This window comes from Alcanivorax sp., from assembly GCF_019431375.1.
Classification (GTDB): domain Bacteria; phylum Pseudomonadota; class Gammaproteobacteria; order Pseudomonadales; family Alcanivoracaceae; genus Alcanivorax; species Alcanivorax jadensis_A.
The window spans coordinates 3,897,679-3,915,479 of sequence record NZ_CP080267.1; the positions used below are offsets into that span (position 1 = coordinate 3,897,679).

Consider the following 17,801-nt stretch of genomic DNA (forward strand, 5'->3'; position numbering starts at 1 on the left):
CCCGCAGAGTCGGGGTTTTTTGCTATTTGGCTTGCGCATCCTTCGGGCCGGGCCACAATCCTGCTAGAAGCTAGAAGCTAGAAGCTAGAAGCTAGAAGCTAGAAGCTGCTTCAACTGGACATATGGACAGCGGTCAGGTACAACTGAGCCAGCTTTTTATCTTCGGGTCAGTGGCTTATGGCATTACTACTGGGGATCGACCCCGGCTCCCGGCGCACCGGCTACGGGTTGGTGGAGCAGGTGGGTAACCGCAGCCGGGCGGTGGCTTTTGGCACCATTGCCACGACCCACAAGGAAATCCCCCCTCGCCTGGGCGAGATCTTCACCGGTATCCATCAGGTGGTGCTGGAATACGGTCCGGCGGAAGTGAGTATTGAAAAGGTGTTCATGGCTCGCAACGCGGATTCCGCCCTGAAACTGGGTCAGGCCAGGGGGGCTGCCATTGCGGCAGTGATGCAGGCCTCCCTGCCGGTGTTTGAATACTCTGCCCGTCAGGTAAAGCAGGCGGTGGTAGGGCGAGGTGGCGCCGAAAAGGGGCAGGTGGCGGAAATGGTCAAATACCTGCTCGGCCTGGAAAAACGGCCCCAGGAAGACGCGGCCGACGCTCTGGCCATTGCCCTGTGTCATGCCCACATGCGCGTGTCCCTGGCTCGCATGGGCGGCGCCACGGCGGTAAGAAATGGACGAATACGGTAAAAGACGGTGATAACACAGCAATGATAGGACAACTGCGCGGAACCCTGCTCGAGAAGCGCCCCCCGGTGCTGCTGTTGGATGTGAACGGGGTGGGCTACGAAGTGGAAGCCCCCATGACAGTGTTTTACGGCCTGCCGGAGACAGGCGAGCCGCTGACCCTGCATACCCATTTCGTGGTGCGTGAAGATGCCCAGTTATTGTATGGCTTTGCGGATCGCTATGAGCGCGAGCTGTTTCGGGCGCTAATTAAGGTCAACGGCGTCGGCCCGAAAATGGCCCTGGCGATTCTTTCCGGTATCGAGGCAGACCGCCTGGCCCAGTGCATTCACGATCAGGACACCACCTCGCTGGTGAAGGTGCCGGGTATCGGCAAGAAAACCGCCGAACGACTGGTCATCGAAATGCGGGACCGGCTCGACAAGATTGATGGTGGTCCCATCTCCCTGCCGGGTCAGGTGTCACTGGCACAGCCTGACGATGCCCGTTCTGACGCCATTGCCGCCCTGGAGGCACTGGGTTATCGCAACAAGGATGCCGCCGCTGCCGTTGGCAAGGTGGCGGAAGAGGGTGCCAGCAGCGAGCAACTAATCCGGCAGGCGCTGAAAAGCCTGGCGCGCTGATTGGGGTTGCAAGAGGCAAGTTTCAAGATGCAACGCGAGCGGATTGGGTCTGGCGACTTCGTTTCAGAGGGCGCGAATACACGCTATGGGTCGCAAATGGTGTTGCAGCAAAGAAAGGTTTTTCTTTTTGTAGGAAGCTATGCTTGCATAGCGAAATCGGCAGTAAAACGCGGGCAAAGACCTTTTTTGTTTGGCACGGCACCTGATCGCGTTGAAACTTGCAACTTGCAACTTGCGTCCTGAGCCAACATGGAAAACGATCGTTTGATTTCCCCGGCTGCGGTAGGCAGCCATGAAGAACAGTACGACCGGGCGATCCGTCCGGCCAGTCTGGCTGACTACAAAGGCCAGCCAAAAGTCCGCGAGCGGATGGAAATCTTCATTGATGCCGCCCGTGGCCGTAATGAAGCCCTCGACCATACCCTGATTTTTGGCCCCCCCGGCCTGGGCAAGACTACCCTGGCACACATCATTGCCCGGGAAATGGGCTGCGAACTCAAGTCCACCTCCGGGCCGGTGCTGGAAAAAGCCGGTGATCTGGCCGCCATCCTCACCAACCTGGAAGAGGGCGATGTGCTGTTCGTGGATGAAATCCACCGCCTGTCACCGGTGGTGGAGGAAATCCTCTATCCGGCCATGGAGGACTACCAGCTTGATATCATGATCGGCGAGGGGCCGGCGGCCCGCTCCATCAAGCTGGATTTGCCTCCCTTCACCCTGGTGGGGGCTACCACACGGGCAGGCCTGCTTACTGCGCCCTTGCGTGACCGCTTCGGTATTGTTCAGCGGCTGGAATTCTACTCGGTGGAGGATCTCTCCGGGATTGTGATTCGTGCCTGCGACATTCTTGCCATTCCCATTGATGATGCCGGCGCTCTGGAAGTGGCGCGCCGCGCTCGCGGTACTCCCCGTATCGCCAACCGCTTGTTGCGCCGGGTGCGTGACTACGCGGAAGTGAAGGGCGAAGGGCGGATTACCGAAGCCATGGCCCAGCGGGCGCTGGATATGCTGGAAGTGGATAGCTGCGGCCTTGACGGCACCGACCGGCGTCTGCTCGACATGATCATGCATAAATTTGATGGTGGCCCGGTGGGGCTCGAGTCCCTGGCAGCCGCCCTTAATGAAGATGCCGGCACCCTGGAAGAGGTGGTGGAGCCTTATCTGATCCAGCAGGGTTTTATTCAACGTACCCCGCGGGGACGTGCCACCACCAACCATGCCTGGCGTCATTTCGGCCTGCAGCGGCCGCGAAAAGACGGTGATTTGTTTAATGATTGAAAAAAAGCCGCGAAACGGGGAATTTACCCTGCCGGTACGCGTCTACATCGAGGACACCGATGCCGGTGGCATCGTCTATTACGTGAATTACCTGAAATTCATGGAAAGGGCGCGCACTGAATTTATGCGCACCCTGGGCTATCAGCATTATGTGTTGGCGGATGAGAACTTCCAGTTCGTGGTCCATTCGGCCAATGTGCAATACCATCAGCCGGCCCGCATCGACGATGCGCTGGCAGTAACCGCCCGGCTCAAGCAGCTGGGCAAGGCCACGTTGTTTTTCGACCAGCAGGTACGCCGAGGCGACACGCTGCTGTGTCAGGCGGAGATAAAGGTGGCCTGCGTCCGTGCTGATACTCTCAGGCCCACCGGGATACCGGCGGGCCTGTACAACAAATTCAAAGCCGCCAGCGAAGGAGAAGGGCTCAATGGTTGAGGCATCGAGTATGTCTGTCGTCAGTCTGATCAGTAACGCCACCATTGTGGTGCAGCTGGTCATGGTGCTGTTGATAGTGGCGTCGTTGACGTCCTGGTACATGATTGTCAGCCGTTTCCGGGTAATGGGGCGGGCTCACAAGGCGGGACGTGCCTTCGAAGAGAAATTCTGGTCCAGCGACGATTTGGCCTCACTGTACAACCAGAGCCGTAAGGATCCGGACGTGGATGCGGGGCCGGAGTCCATCTTTCGCGCCGGCTTCCAGGAGTTTGTGCGGCTCTCCAAGAGCACCCGTGGCGCCGAGGCCGTGATGGATGGCAGCCAGCGGGCCATGCGTGTGGCCCTGCAGCGTGAACAGACCCGCTTGACCAAGCACCTTCCTTTTCTTGCAACGGTAGGTTCCACCAGTCCTTATGTGGGTCTGTTCGGCACAGTGTGGGGCATCATGAATTCCTTCATGGCCCTGGCCAACGTCAAGCAGGCGACTCTCAGCGTGGTGGCGCCGGGCATTGCGGAGGCGTTGATTGCCACGGCCATCGGCTTGTTTGCGGCGATTCCGGCAGTGATGGCCTACAACCGTTTCTCTGCGCAGAGCGATGCCTTGCTCACTGAAAACGAAATGTTCGCCGAGGAGTTCTCCTCGGTGCTTCACCGTCAGGTTCACGGACGCGAGGGGTAAGCCATGAGCGGCGTGAAGATAAGGGTGCCGCGCAAGCTCGTTGCCGAGATGAACGTGGTGCCCTACATCGATGTGATGCTGGTGTTGCTGGTGATTTTCATGGCCACGGCGCCAATGATGACCCAGGGTATCAATGTGGACCTGCCCGACAGCAACAGTGAGCCCATTGATACCAACAAGGATGAGCCGGTGATCATTTCGGTGACCGCTGACGGCAGCTACTACATTGATGTGGGCAGCGACAGCCGCAAGTCTGCCAGCCTGGAAACGGTACAGGGGCATGCGTTGCGTATTCACAAGCAGAAACCGTCCACCCTGTTTCTGGTGGAAGGGGACAGCCAGGTGGCCTATGCCAAGGTGGTCCAGTTGATGGCTGCCTTGCAGGGAGCCGGTATTACCCAACTGGGTCTGGTTACGGAACCGCAGGGCAGCAATGAGTGATCGTGGCGCCGCGCTGCTTTTTACCGTCCTCATTCACCTGCTGGTGTTTGGGCTGCTGGTGTTCAGTTGGAGTACGGATCCGTCATTGCACAAGGCGCCGGTGATTCCTCCCCATGTGAAAGCAACCATGGTGGAGACGTCGAAACAGAAGAAGGCGCCGGTGAGCAAGCCGAAGCCGGAGCAAAAGCCCGCGCCGAAACCGGAACCGAAACCCAAGCCAAAGCCGAAACCCAAACCGGAGCCCAAGCCGAAGCCCGAACCCAAGCCTGAGCCTAAACCCAAACCCAAGCCGAAACCGGAGCCCGCGAAAAAGCCGGCACCGAAACCGGAGCCCAAGCCGGATCCCAAACCGGTCATCCCCGAGATTGCGGAACCGAGTCTGGAGGAAATGCTGGCCGAGGAAGAGCTGGAAATGGCAAAGCCGACGGAGCCATCACCGCAGGAGTCGCAGGAAGCGTCCAGCAATGCAGATCAGTCGGATGTGGAGGTGGCCAGTTTTACCGATGCCATTTCCGCTCAGGTGGGACAGCGTTGGCGCATTCCCGGGAATTACCGGAACCGGGATGACATCAAGACGCGGGTTCGTATACAGATGATTCCTGGCGGTGAGGTCATCAACGTGTCGGTGGTAAAAAGCAGCGGCTACCCGGATTTTGATGAATCGGTCATGAATGCGGTCAAGTTGGCAAGCCCCTTACCGGTGCCAGATGGCCCCCTGTTTGATAAACAGTTTCGCTCACTGGTGATCGAATTTGATCCTGGAGTTGCACAATGAAGTCAGAGTTTTGGGCAAAGAAAATGTGGCGGATCGGCTTGGCGGCCATCCTGGTGTTCGGCGCTGCGATGGCCCGGGCGGAATTGCTGATACGGGTAACCGAAGGCCGTGTTGATGCGGTTCCCATCGCCGTCGTGCCCTTTGAGGGGGCGCAGAATGCGCCCGAGGATGTGTCACAGATTGTGCAGGCGGATCTGCATCGCAGTGGCCAGTTCAAGCCGTTGCCGGCGGAAGATATGCTCAGCCGGCCGCGCAACGAAAACGAAGTCATCTACCGGGACTTCCGGGTGCTGGGGGTGGAATACATCATCACCGGCAGTATGAAAGCCCAGGAAAGTGGAGGCTATGAGGTCAGCTATGCCCTGTTCGATGTGAACCGGCAAGTGAAGCTGATGTCGGAAACCTATCGGCCGCCGGTATCCCAGCTCCGGGACGTGGCCCATGCCATCAGTGACCGGATCTATGAGCAACTCACCGGTATCCCTGGTGCGTTTTCCACCAAAATTCTCTATGTCACGCATAATCGTAGTGACAAGAACCCTTACCAGCTGCAATATGCCGACGCCGACGGGCACCGGGTTACCACTATCCTGCGCAGTAAAGAGCCGATCATGAGCCCAACCTGGTCTCCGGATGGCAGGAAAGTTGCTTATGTTTCCTTCGAGGATGATGGCATGCCGGGCATCTATACCCATGACCTGGCAACCACCAACCGGGAAAAGGTGTCCAGTTTCAGGGGTATCAACGGCGCACCGGATTGGTCGCCGGATGGTCAGAAGCTGGCTCTGACTCTGTCGCGGGACGGCAACCCGGAGATTTACATGCTGGATATCGCCACCAAGCAGTTAACACGACTGACCCAGCATTATGGTATTGATACGGAGCCTCGCTGGCTGCCGGATGGGGAGCACCTGGTGTTCACTTCCAGCCGTTCCGGCGGGCCACAGATTTACAAACTGAACATAAATGATAAGTCGGTCCGGCGAGTGTCGTTCCAGGGTGCGTATAATGCCCGCCCGGATGTCACACCCGACGGCCGTTATCTTGTTTATGTACACCGGCGAAATGGAAATTTTAACGTCGGGGTGCAGGACCTCCAGCGGGGCACATTCAATATTGTGACCCGTACAGACATGGATGAATCGCCCAGTGTTGCGCCCAATGGAAGTATGGTAATTTACGGGACGCAAGATCGGGGGACGGGGGTTCTGGAAGCCGTATCCATCGATGGCAGAGTCAAAGTGAAGCTGCCGTCGAAGGAAGGGGAAGTCAGAGAACCGGCCTGGTCGCCGTTCCTCTGAGTGATTCTCGGAGTCCAATACTAGGAAATTATAGGAGCTTTTCGCATGCGTTCATTTCTTAACCCGCTGTTTGCCCTGATGTTGGCAGCTGCCCTGGCAGCCTGTTCCAGCACCCCGACAGAAGATGACAGCTCTGCTACCGACGATATGTCCCAGCAGACCGACACCTCTCCGGTCACTCCGGTTGAGCCGTCTACTCCGGCCAAGCCGGACACCAGCAGCATTCCGCTGACAGCTGACAACTTCTACAACCATCCGTCCAACTACGATGGCACCACCGACAGCCGGGTGATCTACTTCGCATTCGACAGCAACACCGTTCCGGCGGCTGCTTTCGAAACCCTGCGTGCCCACGCCAATTACCTGAAGAACAACTCCAACGCCAAAGTGCGCCTGGAAGGTCACGCTGACGAGCGCGGTACCCGCGAATACAACGTGGCTCTGTCCGAGCGTCGTTCCAAGGCGGTAGAGAAGTTCCTGCGTGTTCAGGGCGTGTCTTCTTCCCAGCTGGAAATCGTTTCCTACGGTGAAGAGAAGCCGGCGGCATTCGGTCACAGCGAAATGGACTGGGCCAAAAACCGTCGTGTGGAAATCAACTACACTGCCGGCCGTCCGTAAGGCATGAAAGCAGTAAAGAGAACGCGCCTGCTTGCAGGCGTAGTGCTCGGCTCCCTGGTGTTCTGTGCGCAAGCACAGAACACTGGGCCGCTGGCCGTTGAAGAGAGAAGCCTGGCCCAGGCCCGTTCCGCTGGCAGCAGCGCAGCAGCTCCGGTGAGTCAGGATGGTTTGTTGCTACTGATGCAGCAGCAACAACAGTTTGAAGAGCAGATCCAGGATTTACAGGGTCAGATTGAAGAATTACGTCATGAATTACGGGTCATGAAGGACGCCGAACGTGAGCGTTATCTGGACCTGGATACCCGAATCAATACGCTGGCTGAACAGGGTAAGACCGAGCAGCCGGACGACAGTGCCGCCAGTGCGGCCGATAATGACCCCGAAGCAGACCGTGACGCCTACAGTGCCGCCAAGGACAAGCTAATCAAGCGTGACTTTGATGCGGCGGCAGAAGCCTTCGAGGGTTACCTGAACGATTTCCCCAACGGGCAGTTTCGTGCCCACGCCCACTTCTGGCTGGGCAAGGTCTACAGCAACCTGAAGACCCCGAAGCCGGAGAAGGCCCAGGCCCAGTTCCAGGCGGTGGTGGATGACTACCCGGAGCACAGCAAGGCGCCTACCAGCCTTTATACCTTGGCGGTAATGCAGGCCCGCGATGAGCAGGTCTCCCAGGCCAAGGTCAACCTGCACAAGCTGATCAAGCAGTATCCTGACAGCTCTGAAGCCAGCCAGGCGAAGACGCTGCTTGAGCAGCTGAATAAGTAATACCCCTCTATCCGTCTTTTGCCGGCGGCACAGACGCCGGCAAAGGTGATAGAATCCGCCGCATTTCCCCCTCCCGGGTGCTCAGGAGATGTTGTGGACCTCCGTCTGACCGAAATTTTCTATTCCCTCCAGGGCGAGGCACGAACCGTGGGCCGGCCCACGGTATTCGTTCGCCTGACCGGCTGCCCGCAGCGTTGCGTGTGGTGCGATACCGAGTACGCTTTTTCCGGTGGAGAGAAATGGTCTCTCGAGACGATTCTTGAGCAGGTGGCCGGTTACCAGGCCCACTACGTGACCGTCACCGGCGGCGAGCCCCTGGCCCAACCCAACTGCCTGCCGTTGCTGACCGCCCTGTGTGATCAGGGTTTTGATGTCAGCCTGGAAACCGGTGGTGCCATGGATATTGCTGGCGTGGACCCGCGAGTCTCCGTGGTCATGGACCTGAAAGCCCCTGGCTCCGGCGAGCAGCACAACAATCGGCTGGAGAACATTCCCCTGCTCCAGCCCCACCATCAGGTCAAGTTCGTGCTGGCCGACCGCAAGGATTACGACTGGGCCCGCTTCATGCTGGACCAGCACCAGCTGCACCAGCGTGTCAGCGACGTGTTGTTTTCCCCGGTGCAGGGGCAGCTGGCGCCCGGGGACCTCGCGGACTGGATCGTGGCAGACCGGCTGCCGGTGCGATTCCAGCTGCAACTGCACAAACTACTCTGGAATGACGCCCGCGGGCGCTAGTGAACAGGTTGAAGGAGAGCCATCAATGAAAAAAGCCGTGGTATTGCTGTCCGGTGGCCTGGATTCGGCCACCTGCCTGGCCATCGCACGGGATCAGGGCTATCAGTGCCATACCATCGCCTTCGACTACGGGCAACGCACCCGTTCCGAGCTGGATGCGGCCGAGCGGGTCTCCGCTGCCCTGGGCGCACTCAGCCACCGGGTGATTGAGCTGGGAATGGGCAATATCGGCGGCTCCGCGCTCACCGACCATTCCATTGCTGTACCGGAAGAGGGGGGGGATGGTATTCCGGTCACCTATGTGCCCGCCCGCAATACCGTTTTTCTGTCTCTGGCCCTGGGCCTGGCGGAAGTGGTAGAGGCGCAAGCCATCTACATCGGCGTCAACGCGGTGGATTATTCCGGGTATCCGGATTGTCGTCCGGCTTTTATTGAAGCATTCCAGACCATGGCCAACCTGGCCACCAAGGCCGGCGTGGAAGGCAGCCCGATTACCGTGGAGACTCCGCTGATGCACTTGAGCAAGGCGCAGATCATCCAACAGGGGACTGCCCTGGGCCTGGATTATGGTCTGACGGTGTCCTGCTACCAGGCTGACGAGAATGGCAATGCCTGTGGCAAATGCGACAGCTGCCGTCTGCGCAAGCAGGGCTTTGACGAGGCATTGGTCAAAGATCCAACAAACTATCAGTAAAGGGGAAAAAAAATCGGTTTTCCCCTTGTCACCCGGAAATAAATCCGTATTATTTGCGCCTCCTTCGGGAGCGGGTCGTTAGCTCAGTTGGTAGAGCAGTTGGCTTTTAACCAATTGGTCGCTGGTTCGAATCCAGCACGACCCACCAAATTTAAAAGGGCTCGCCTACGGCGGGCCCTTTTTCGTTTCAGCCCTGTCCCGATTCCCTTCTTTTGTTCTCCCGTCGACACGTCTTGGTCTCGGCAAAACCCGATTTTCACCACAGAGGTCACAGAGGACACCGAGGTTATGCACTTTCCTCAGTGAACTCTGTGCCCTCTGTGGTGAAACAGATTTCTGGCCTTCAGCGGGCCACCAGCCCCTGGGCCGTGGGCAGGCCGTCTTCGCCATCCAGGGCCGGCTGCCAGACGGGCAGGCCGGCATCCTCAGCCAGTTGAATCATATTGGCGGTGCCGCGACCGCCGGGGAAGGCCACAACTGCCTGGGGCCGACCATGATGGAGCATGCGACGGTTGCGCATGGGACCGGCCGCACGACCGTGGGCGACCCAGTTGGCCGGATAGCTGACCTGGTCCACACCGCTGTCATGGGCCCACTGGCTGGCCAGACGATCGGCGCCACTGGCATTGCCGTGGATCAGCAGGCTGAAGGTATTGTCCCGCAATAGCCGTTCCAGGCTACGGGTTAGTAATGCCTGGTCGGAAAAATCCCGGCCGCCGCACACAAGAATACGCATAATACTGTCCATTTGGTCAGTTTTTCGGGCAGTATAGATAGCCCCGCCCCGGATTGCACCTACGGGTTGTGGTACCGCAAGACAAGATCATCACAGGCTTCACGGCGTGTTGACTGTACTCCGGCCTAAACTTGTACAAATATAATTCTTTGTACAGGTATGAGGTGGCACATGATCAGCTCCGTAAAAATTCCGGTTGGCATCAGCGCCTGTTTGCTGGGTCTGGAAGTGCGCCACGACAAGGGGCACAAGCATTCCCGCTACTGCACGGGCGTTTTGTCCCGCTATTTCGAGTTTCGTTCCCTGTGCCCGGAAATGGGGGCTGGGCTCAGTGCGCCTCGCAAGGCCATGCATCTCACCGAGCAAGGCGGCGCGCTTCGGTTGATCACCACCGACGGTCTTCGTGACCATACCGACCTGATGCAGGATTTCATCGACCGGGCTATGCCCTCCCTGGCGCCGCTGCGCGGCTATATCCTGATGGCCAAGTCCCCCAGTTGCGGTATGGAGCGAATTCGCGTCTATAACGATGATGGTCATGTACAACACCGTGAGGCCAGCGGCCTCTTTGCCGCAGCGCTGCAGACCCACTATCCGCTTATGCCCCTGGAAGAAGAGGGGAGACTCAATGACGACACCCTGCGGGAAAACTTTATCGAGCGGGTGTTCCTCTACGATGACTGGTGCCAGCTCCGCGAGCAGGGGCTGACGGCGCAGCGGTTGATCGACTTTCACAGCCGGCACAAATTCCAGCTGCTGGCCCACTGCCAGAAAACCTACCGCCAGCTGGGCCCGCTGCTCAGTGATCTGAAAACCCGGCCGCTGGAAGAGATCGCCGAGGAATACATTCACGGTCTGATGGCCGCCATGAAGAAGCGGGTATCCCGCGGCGCCCACGTGAATACCCTGCAGCATCTGGCGGGCTTTCTGCGCGAGGGGCTCAGCGACACCGACCGGGCCCTGATCAACGAACAGATCGAGGCCTATCTGCGCGAGGAGGTGCCGCTGATCGTGCCCATGACCCTGCTGCGCGGCGGTATGCGCAAGGTGCCGCAGCCGTACCTGGAAAAGCAGGGCTACCTGTCTCCCTATCCGGATGACCTGGGGCTGAGGAACCGGGTATGAACGATGTGCTGACCATTCAGCAGGTCAGTGAACAGTGTGGCGTCAACCCGGTGACCCTGCGTGCCTGGGAACGTCGCTATGGTTTGCTGAAGCCGCAGCGTACCGCCAAGGGGCATCGTCGCTACCGCACCGCCGAGGTGGAACAGATTCGGCGCATTGTTCACTGGGTGGAAAAGGGTGTGCCCATCAGCCAGGTGGCATCCTTGCTGTCAGGAGAGCAGGAGCCGCTGCTGGCAGCTGATAGCGGCATGCCCTGGGCCCAGGCGCGGCAAGATGCCCTGCGGGCTCTGGAGGCCATGAACGTGCGCCGTCTGGAGCAACTGATCAACCGCCTTCTGGCGGACTACAGCCATGGTCAGGTAATCCGTGAACTCACCGCCCCCCTGCGTGAGCAGCTTGTCGGCAGTGCCTCCCTGTCTGCCCATCTGGCCCTGCTGGAAGCGGTGCTGACCCAGAAATGGTCGGCGCGGGCCCTGTCCCTGTCCCCCAGGCGCCGTGAATTTGGCTGGTTGCTGGTGCCGGTGGGCGATGCCCTGCCGGCCCTGGAGCTGGCCATGGTGCTGCAGCGGCCCCTGTGGTGCCTGCAGCGGGACGTGGACATGGATGCCCTGGCAGCGCTGCTGGCCGACCGGCAGCCCTGTGGCGTGCTCTGGGTGATCGATCACTGGCCCAGCGCCAGTCAGCGCCAGCGTCTCTGGTCGCAACCGTCGTTGCCCTGGCCTGCCGCCTGCTGGGGCAGGGTGGTGGACGCGCCGCCGGCTGGCGTCACCCGACTGACAGGGGACCGTCAGGCGGTGGCGGAACAATTGCTGGCATTGGAAGAGATAGATCGAGCGGCCAGTGTGGCAACGGTAGATGACAACGGAGGCAAGCCATGAATCTGGTCTGGTATCGCAACGATCTGCGAGTCCATTCGCATCGTGCCCTGCAGCAGGCGCTGGAGCGGGATGAACCGGTAATGGCCGTGTATTGCCTATGCGAGCAGCAGTGGGACACCCACGAAGTGGCACCGTTGCGTCGCTGGTATGTGCTGCAAAGTCTGCTGGAACTGGGTGATGCCCTGGCGGAGCGGGGCGTGGACCTGCATGTGCTGGATGCTGGTGATTTCGCCGCCGTGCCAGCAATGCTCGCGGATTTTGTCAGGGAGCACGATATTGAGCGCATTTTCTGCAGCCGCGAGTATCCGCTGAACGAATTGGATCGGGACAGGGCTGTGGCTCGGGCGCTGGAGCCGCAGGGGGTGGCCATCACTGGCTTTGATGACAGCGTGCTGGTCCCACCGCGCACTCTGAACACCGGCAAGGGTACCCCCTATACGGTTTTCAGTGCCTACAAGAAACGCTGGGATGTGTGGCTCGACAGCCACTTTCAGCCGGTGCCGGCGTTGTCGGTAGATGGCCACGGCAAGGGGCGCTTTGTGGGCAAGGCCGCGGTGGAAGCGGCGCTGAAGACACTGACCATACCCGACAGCCTGACCCGCCACTGGCAACCCGGGGAGGCCGCGGCACTGGAACAGCTGGACCACTTTGCCGAGCATCACCTGGCCGGTTACCGCAAGCACCGGGATTTTCCCGCCGAGCCTGCTACCAGTGCCCTGTCCGCGGCCCTGTCTGCCGGGACCCTGTCGCCGGCCAGCTGTTATCGGGTGGCCACGCTGGCCATGGCCGATGCGGGAGCCCGGGACGGGGCCGCCTGCTGGATTGGCGAGCTGGCCTGGCGGGATTTCTATCGCCAGATCATGGCCCGTTTTCCCCGGGTCAGTCGCGGTGGGGCGTTCCGGCCGGAAACCGAGCTGCTGCAGTGGTCCCGGGACCCGTCCCTGTTCCAGGCCTGGTGCGAAGGGCGCACCGGCTACCCGCTGGTGGATGCGGCCATGCGCCAGCTGGTGGCCACCGGCTGGATGCACAACCGTCTGCGCATGGTCACGGCCATGTTCCTCAGCAAGCATCTGTGGCTGGACTGGCGGCTGGGGGAGCGCTTCTTCATGCAGCACCTGATCGACGGGGACTTTGCTGCCAACAATGGTGGCTGGCAGTGGAGTGCCTCTTCCGGTACCGATGCGGTGCCGTATTTCCGGGTCTTCAATCCCGTGCGCCAAAGCCAGCGATTCGATGCCCAGGGGCAGTTTATCGCCCGCTGGGTGCCGGAATTGCGCGAGCTGGATAACAAGACCGTCCACGAACCCTGGAAACAACCTTTACTGGCGCCCGACTATCCGCCCCCGGTGGTACCCCATGCCGGTGTGCGCGAGCGGGTCACCGAGGCGTTCAAGGCCGCCAAGGCCCAGTACGACCACAGCAACCACAGTCCCATCAGCAAAAAGGAACAGGCATGAGTCAGCGTATTGCCATCGTCGGCGCCGGTATCAGTGGCCTCACCGCCGCCTGGTATCTGTCCCGACATCATCGGGTGGACGTCTTCGAGGCTAACGACTATCTCGGTGGCCACACCTGCACCGTACCGGTGAGCCGTGAGCACGGTGATTACGCCATCGATGTGGGCTTTATCGTTTTCAATGATCGCACCTACCCCAACTATCTGCGCCTGCTGGATGAACTGGGCCTGCAGGGTAAGCCCACCGCCATGGGTTTTGCGGTTAGTGACCAGCGCAACGGGCTGGAGTATTGCGGTGACGGCCTGGGCGGTATTTTTGCCCAGAAGCGCAACCTGCTGAGTCCGTCTCACTGGCGTTTTATCGGCGATATTCTGCGTTTCAATCGCCATGCGCCCGGCTTGTTGGACAGTGAAGCGGGGGAAATGCCCCTGGGGGAATACCTGCGCCGTCACGGTTACGGGGAGCGTTTCTGCCGCGATTATATTCTCGCCATGGGCGGGGCCATCTGGTCCTGTTCCCTGGAGCAGATGGAAGTGTTTCCGGCGAAATTCTTTATCCGCTTTTTTCAGAATCATGGCTTGCTGTCGCTGACCAACCGGCCCCAGTGGTATGTGGTGCCCGGGGGCTCCAACCAATATGTGGCTCCTCTGGTGGAGCAGTGTTCAGCCCGTTTTCATACCCGTTCAGCGGTCAGTGCAGTACGCCGCCATGAGCAGGGTGTCACCCTCACGGTGAACGGCGAGCAGCAAGCGTTTGATCAGGTGATTCTTGCCTGCCACAGCGATCAGGCCCTGGCCTTGCTTGCCGACCCGGACAGCCGCGAAGGCGATTGTCTGTCACGGCTCGGTTATCAGGATAACGAGGTGGTGCTACATACAGATATCCGTCTGTTGCCCAGGCAGCAGAGAGTCTGGTCGAGCTGGAATGCGCTGTTGTTCGATGATGATCAGGAGCGCGTACAGGTGACCTATGACATGAATATTCTGCAGGGTATTCAGGCGCCGGAAACTTTCTGCGTGACACTCAACGCCACGGACAGAATTGACCCGGAGAAAATCATCGCCCGTTATCACTTTGCCCATCCTCTGTTCACTCCAGACACAGTGGCGGCACGGGAAACCCTGCTGACGGGCAATGGTGAACGACGCACCTGGTATGCCGGTGCCTGGTGTCGCAATGGCTTCCATGAGGATGGTGTGGTGTCGGCCCTGGATGTGGTGCGGGCATTGTCCCCGGAGTCTGCCCCGTGATTACCCAGGCGATAGCAAGGGGCAAGGTATGGCACCAGCGCCTGGTGCCATTCCGCCATGGGTTCCACTACCCGCTGTGGTTGGTCTGGTGTGATCTGGCGGAGGTGGATGCCATGTTGGCAAAGCATCCTGGCTGGGGTCGTCGCTGGCGGCCGGTGGTGTTCCGTGACAGTGATTTTGTGGACGCCAGACAGGATAACCTGGAAGGCAAGGTCCGTGAGAAGGCGGCAGCACTGGGTCTGGAATGGTCCGGGGGCAGGGTGGTGATGCTGGGCCAGTGGCGCACCCTGGGGACGTTGTTCAATCCGCTGGTGCTGTATCTGCATTTTCCCGAAGACAGCGATCAGCCGGATAGCATGTTGGCAGAAGTACAAAACACTCCCTGGCGTGAGCGTCATTTCTATCCACTGAACCTGCAAAAAAACGAACAAGGGGGCTGGCAGGTCAGTCACCCAAAGGCTTTCCATGTGTCCCCGTTTCTGCCCATGGCGTTGGACTATCATTGGGATCTTCACGTGGCTTTACCCGGTTTGCGCCTAGTCTTGGAAGACAGAAAGGAAGATCAAGTCGTTTTCGTGGCAGGTTTACAGCTGAATTTGCAGGAAGCCAGCAGTCGCACAATGAGAACGGTGGTCTTCCGGTTTGGCGCTCAGGGACTGGCCACGTTGCGTGCCATTTACTGGCAGGCATTCCGGCTATGGCGCAAAGGGGCGAGATTTCATACTCACCCCGGCAAAAACAGTAACAATCGGTACGGAGATTGACCGCATGCTGTCTGGCGAAAAAGCCACAACAAATCGACTGGCGCACAGTGTGACTATTAGCTGGCCACAGACAGTGGCTCGCAAACTGGTGCTGGCGCGACTTAATGCGCTGCCTCACGGCGCTCTCCGTATTCATGAACCCGATGGCAATCGGGTCATTATCGGCGGCAATTCTTCACATGGTGATGCAGCGATCATTCGCCTGCGTGATTGGCGCACCTATACCATGATGATGAGTGGCGGTGCCCTGGGCGCGGCAGAAGCTTACATGGAAAAAGGCTGGGATAGCCCGGACCTGGTGGCAGTCATTCGTTACTTTGCTGCCAACGTAGACGCCATGAAAGCCCTGGAAGGTGGCATGGCATTGTTGTCAAAGCCGGCCCTGAAGGTATTGCATCGCTACAACCGTAATTCCCTGCAGGGATCCCGTCGCAACATCTCTGCCCACTACGATCTGGGCAATGATTTCTTTAGCCTTTTTCTGGATCGCAGCATGATGTATTCCAGCGCGGTGTTTCCCCGCCCGGATGCGTCGCTGGAAGAGGCCTCTGATTACAAGCTGGAAAAGATCTGCCAGTATTTGTCACTGGCCCCGGGCATGACCCTGCTGGAAATCGGCACTGGCTGGGGCGGTCTCGCCATTCATGCGGCCAAGCATCATGGTGTACAGGTCACCACCACCACTATTTCCCGGGAACAGGCTCGCCATGCCCGGGAGCGTGTCGTGGAGGAAGGTCTCGAAGACAGGGTGACGGTGCTGGAAGAGGATTATCGCGAGCTCACCGGCCAGTATGATCGGGTGGTGTCCGTAGAAATGATCGAAGCGGTGGGGGCGGAGTTCCTGCCCGGCTATTTCCAGGTGCTTGGCGAGAGGTTGAAAGCGGATGGCAAGATGGTCTTGCAGGCCATCACGGTACCGGATCAGCGCTATGAACACGCCTTGAAGCAGGTGGATTTCATCAAGCGCTACATTTTCCCCGGCGGTTTCCTGCCCAGCGTCTCGGTGATGTGCCAGCACCTGGCAGACCATACCCGCATGGTCGCCACGGAACTCCATGACATCGGCCACGATTACGCCCTGACCTTGCACCACTGGCGCGAACGCTTCCTGGCGGCCTTGCCAAAAGTCAGGGAGTTGGGCTTTGACGAGCGCTTTATCCGTATGTGGGATTACTACCTCTGTTATTGCGAGGGTGCCTTCCTGGAACGTGCCATCAGTACTGTGCATCTGGTGGCAGCCGGCCCCGACTATCGCCCGGCATCTTGAAAAGCCGCCCGTCCGGGCGCATTTTAACTATCAAGGGTATTTGTGTGGCGCCGTTTCGGCGCCGCGTTGTGGTATTATGCCCGCCCTGATTTCCTGGTTGTTACCTAAGTTATTGATATCAGGGGGAAACCCCGGGCGGTGAAGCCAATGACAGCAGAGGCACAAGCACTGGTACAGGCCCACCTGGCCAAGGTGGAACACGAAGACTCCCTCAGCGAGGAGCAACGTGCATCCTACCGTCAGCGCATTAAGGAATTGTTACGCCAGCGCGACGCGGTACTGGTGGCCCACTATTACACCGATCCTGAAATCCAGTCTTTGGCGGAAGAAACCGGCGGCTGCGTGTCCGATTCCCTGGAAATGGCCCGCTTTGGCAAGGAACACCCGGCATCCACCCTGATTGTGGCCGGGGTCAAGTTCATGGGCGAGACCGCCAAGATTCTCAGCCCGGAAAAACGCGTTTTCATGCCCACCCTGGAAGCGACCTGCTCCCTGGATATCGGTTGTCCGGAAGACGAGTTTGCCGATTTCTGCGATCAGCATCCGGACCGCACCGTGGTGGTGTATGCCAATACCTCGGCGGCGGTGAAGGCCCGGGCCGATTGGGTGGTGACCTCTTCCATTGCGGTGGAGCTGATCGAGCATCTGGACCGCAACGGCGAAAAGATTCTCTGGGCCCCGGACAAGCACCTGGGCAGCTATGTGCGGGACAAGGCCGGTGCCGATGTACTGTGCTGGGACGGCGCCTGTATCGTGCACGAGGAATTCAAGGCCAAGGGCCTGCAGGATCTGAAAGCGGCCTACCCGGACGCTGCCATTCTGGTACATCCGGAGTCACCGGCGCCGGTGGTGGAAATGGCGGATGTGGTGGGCTCCACCTCGCAGCTGATCAAGGCTGCCTGCGAGATGGATAACGATACCTTCATCGTCGCCACCGACAAGGGCATCTTCTACAAGATGCAGCAACTGGCGCCGGGAAAAACGTTCCTGGAAGCGCCCACTGCCGGTTCCGGTGCCACCTGTCGCAGCTGTGCCCACTGTCCGTGGATGGCTATGAACGGTTTGCAGAACATGCTGGCGGTGCTGGAAGACGACAATGGCATGGGCCAGGAAATCTTTGTGGACCCGGACCTGGCGGAAAAAGCCATGGTGCCGCTTAACCGCATGCTGGACTTTGGCAAGTCGCTGAAGTCGTAAGGGTATGACAATGAAATAAGGCGGCACCGTGTGCCGCCTTTTTTTGTTGGACCTGGCCTGTGTTCGCTTCGTTGGAGCTTTGCGTGCAA

The 17,801-nt window shown here is 59.3% G+C and carries 20 protein-coding genes and 1 tRNA gene; 20 read left to right on the forward strand and 1 reads right to left on the reverse strand.

The window, feature by feature from the left end; all coding sequences use genetic code 11:
* The first annotated feature begins 177 nt into the window (after positions 1–177).
* From ruvC to KZ772_RS18245, 13 genes are all read left to right on the forward strand, one after another.
* Positions 178–696: a crossover junction endodeoxyribonuclease RuvC gene (ruvC, locus tag KZ772_RS18185; protein WP_290537818.1), complete on the forward strand. Its 519-nt coding sequence runs from the start codon at positions 178–180 to the stop codon at positions 694–696.
* A gap of 20 nt (positions 697–716) precedes the next feature.
* The gene (gene ruvA / locus KZ772_RS18190) at positions 717–1,316 is read left to right on the forward strand and encodes a Holliday junction branch migration protein RuvA (RefSeq protein ID WP_290537819.1); all 600 of its coding nucleotides are present in this window, start codon (positions 717–719) and stop codon (positions 1,314–1,316) included.
* Positions 1,317–1,565: 249 nt separating this feature from the next.
* Positions 1,566–2,594: a Holliday junction branch migration DNA helicase RuvB gene (gene ruvB, locus KZ772_RS18195; protein WP_290537820.1), complete on the forward strand. Its 1,029-nt coding sequence runs from the start codon at positions 1,566–1,568 to the stop codon at positions 2,592–2,594.
* Positions 2,587–3,030, forward strand: coding sequence for a tol-pal system-associated acyl-CoA thioesterase (gene ybgC / locus KZ772_RS18200; protein ID WP_290537821.1), 444 nt, complete (start codon positions 2,587–2,589; stop codon positions 3,028–3,030). The genes ruvB and ybgC overlap by 8 nt, the downstream gene beginning before the upstream one ends.
* Positions 3,023–3,709, forward strand: a complete 687-nt coding sequence (tolQ, locus tag KZ772_RS18205; protein WP_290509021.1) for a protein TolQ — start codon at positions 3,023–3,025, stop codon at positions 3,707–3,709. The genes ybgC and tolQ overlap by 8 nt, the downstream gene beginning before the upstream one ends.
* A gap of 3 nt (positions 3,710–3,712) precedes the next feature.
* A complete protein-coding gene (tolR, locus tag KZ772_RS18210) occupies positions 3,713–4,150 on the forward strand; it encodes a protein TolR (protein ID WP_290537822.1) in 438 nt (145 codons plus the stop codon).
* On the forward strand, positions 4,143–4,925 hold the full coding sequence (locus KZ772_RS18215) for a cell envelope integrity protein TolA (RefSeq protein WP_290537823.1): 783 nt from the start codon (positions 4,143–4,145) through the stop codon (positions 4,923–4,925). Before tolR ends, KZ772_RS18215 begins: the two co-directional genes overlap by 8 nt.
* A 23-nt stretch (positions 4,926–4,948) precedes the next feature.
* Positions 4,949–6,226, forward strand: a complete 1,278-nt coding sequence (tolB, locus tag KZ772_RS18220; RefSeq protein WP_290539499.1) for a Tol-Pal system beta propeller repeat protein TolB — start codon at positions 4,949–4,951, stop codon at positions 6,224–6,226.
* Positions 6,227–6,271: 45 nt separating this feature from the next.
* Positions 6,272–6,844 (forward strand): peptidoglycan-associated lipoprotein Pal, encoded by a 573-nt coding sequence (gene pal, locus KZ772_RS18225; RefSeq protein ID WP_290537824.1) that lies wholly within the window; start codon positions 6,272–6,274, stop codon positions 6,842–6,844.
* Positions 6,845–6,847: 3 nt separating this feature from the next.
* The gene (ybgF, locus tag KZ772_RS18230; protein WP_290537825.1) at positions 6,848–7,609 is read left to right on the forward strand and encodes a tol-pal system protein YbgF; all 762 of its coding nucleotides are present in this window, start codon (positions 6,848–6,850) and stop codon (positions 7,607–7,609) included.
* Positions 7,610–7,702: 93 nt separating this feature from the next.
* Positions 7,703–8,344, forward strand: coding sequence for a 7-carboxy-7-deazaguanine synthase QueE (gene queE / locus KZ772_RS18235; protein WP_290537826.1), 642 nt, complete (start codon positions 7,703–7,705; stop codon positions 8,342–8,344).
* Positions 8,345–8,369: 25 nt separating this feature from the next.
* Complete coding sequence (gene queC, locus KZ772_RS18240; protein WP_290537827.1) at positions 8,370–9,038, forward strand: 7-cyano-7-deazaguanine synthase QueC; 669 nt, start codon at positions 8,370–8,372, stop codon at positions 9,036–9,038.
* Positions 9,039–9,110: 72 nt separating this feature from the next.
* Positions 9,111–9,186 (forward strand) — tRNA-Lys (locus KZ772_RS18245).
* 195 nt (positions 9,187–9,381) lie between these two features.
* Here KZ772_RS18245 and KZ772_RS18250 read toward each other — a convergent pair.
* On the reverse strand, positions 9,382–9,774 hold the full coding sequence (locus tag KZ772_RS18250; protein WP_290537828.1) for a DUF2493 domain-containing protein: 393 nt from the start codon (positions 9,772–9,774) through the stop codon (positions 9,382–9,384).
* A gap of 171 nt (positions 9,775–9,945) precedes the next feature.
* Between KZ772_RS18250 and KZ772_RS18255 the strand changes: the two genes are divergently transcribed.
* The 7 genes from KZ772_RS18255 to nadA all read left to right on the forward strand — a co-directional run bounded on the left by KZ772_RS18255 (position 9,946) and on the right by nadA (position 17,712).
* On the forward strand, positions 9,946–10,899 hold the full coding sequence (locus tag KZ772_RS18255; protein WP_290537829.1) for a DUF523 and DUF1722 domain-containing protein: 954 nt from the start codon (positions 9,946–9,948) through the stop codon (positions 10,897–10,899).
* Positions 10,896–11,777 (forward strand): MerR family transcriptional regulator, encoded by an 882-nt coding sequence (locus tag KZ772_RS18260; RefSeq protein ID WP_290537830.1) that lies wholly within the window; start codon positions 10,896–10,898, stop codon positions 11,775–11,777. Before KZ772_RS18255 ends, KZ772_RS18260 begins: the two co-directional genes overlap by 4 nt.
* Entirely contained in the window at positions 11,774–13,234 is a 1,461-nt protein-coding gene (locus KZ772_RS18265) for a deoxyribodipyrimidine photo-lyase (RefSeq protein WP_290537831.1), read from the forward strand. The genes KZ772_RS18260 and KZ772_RS18265 overlap by 4 nt, the downstream gene beginning before the upstream one ends.
* Positions 13,231–14,484, forward strand: coding sequence for an FAD-dependent oxidoreductase (locus tag KZ772_RS18270; RefSeq protein ID WP_290537832.1), 1,254 nt, complete (start codon positions 13,231–13,233; stop codon positions 14,482–14,484). The genes KZ772_RS18265 and KZ772_RS18270 overlap by 4 nt, the downstream gene beginning before the upstream one ends.
* Positions 14,481–15,248 (forward strand): DUF1365 domain-containing protein, encoded by a 768-nt coding sequence (locus tag KZ772_RS18275; RefSeq protein ID WP_290537833.1) that lies wholly within the window; start codon positions 14,481–14,483, stop codon positions 15,246–15,248. Before KZ772_RS18270 ends, KZ772_RS18275 begins: the two co-directional genes overlap by 4 nt.
* Before the next feature lie 49 nt (positions 15,249–15,297).
* Positions 15,298–16,515 (forward strand): cyclopropane-fatty-acyl-phospholipid synthase family protein, encoded by a 1,218-nt coding sequence (locus KZ772_RS18280; protein WP_365870549.1) that lies wholly within the window; start codon positions 15,298–15,300, stop codon positions 16,513–16,515.
* Between the two features lie 147 nt (positions 16,516–16,662).
* Complete coding sequence (gene nadA, locus KZ772_RS18285) at positions 16,663–17,712, forward strand: quinolinate synthase NadA (RefSeq protein ID WP_290537835.1); 1,050 nt, start codon at positions 16,663–16,665, stop codon at positions 17,710–17,712.
* Positions 17,713–17,801: the final 89 nt, after the last annotated feature.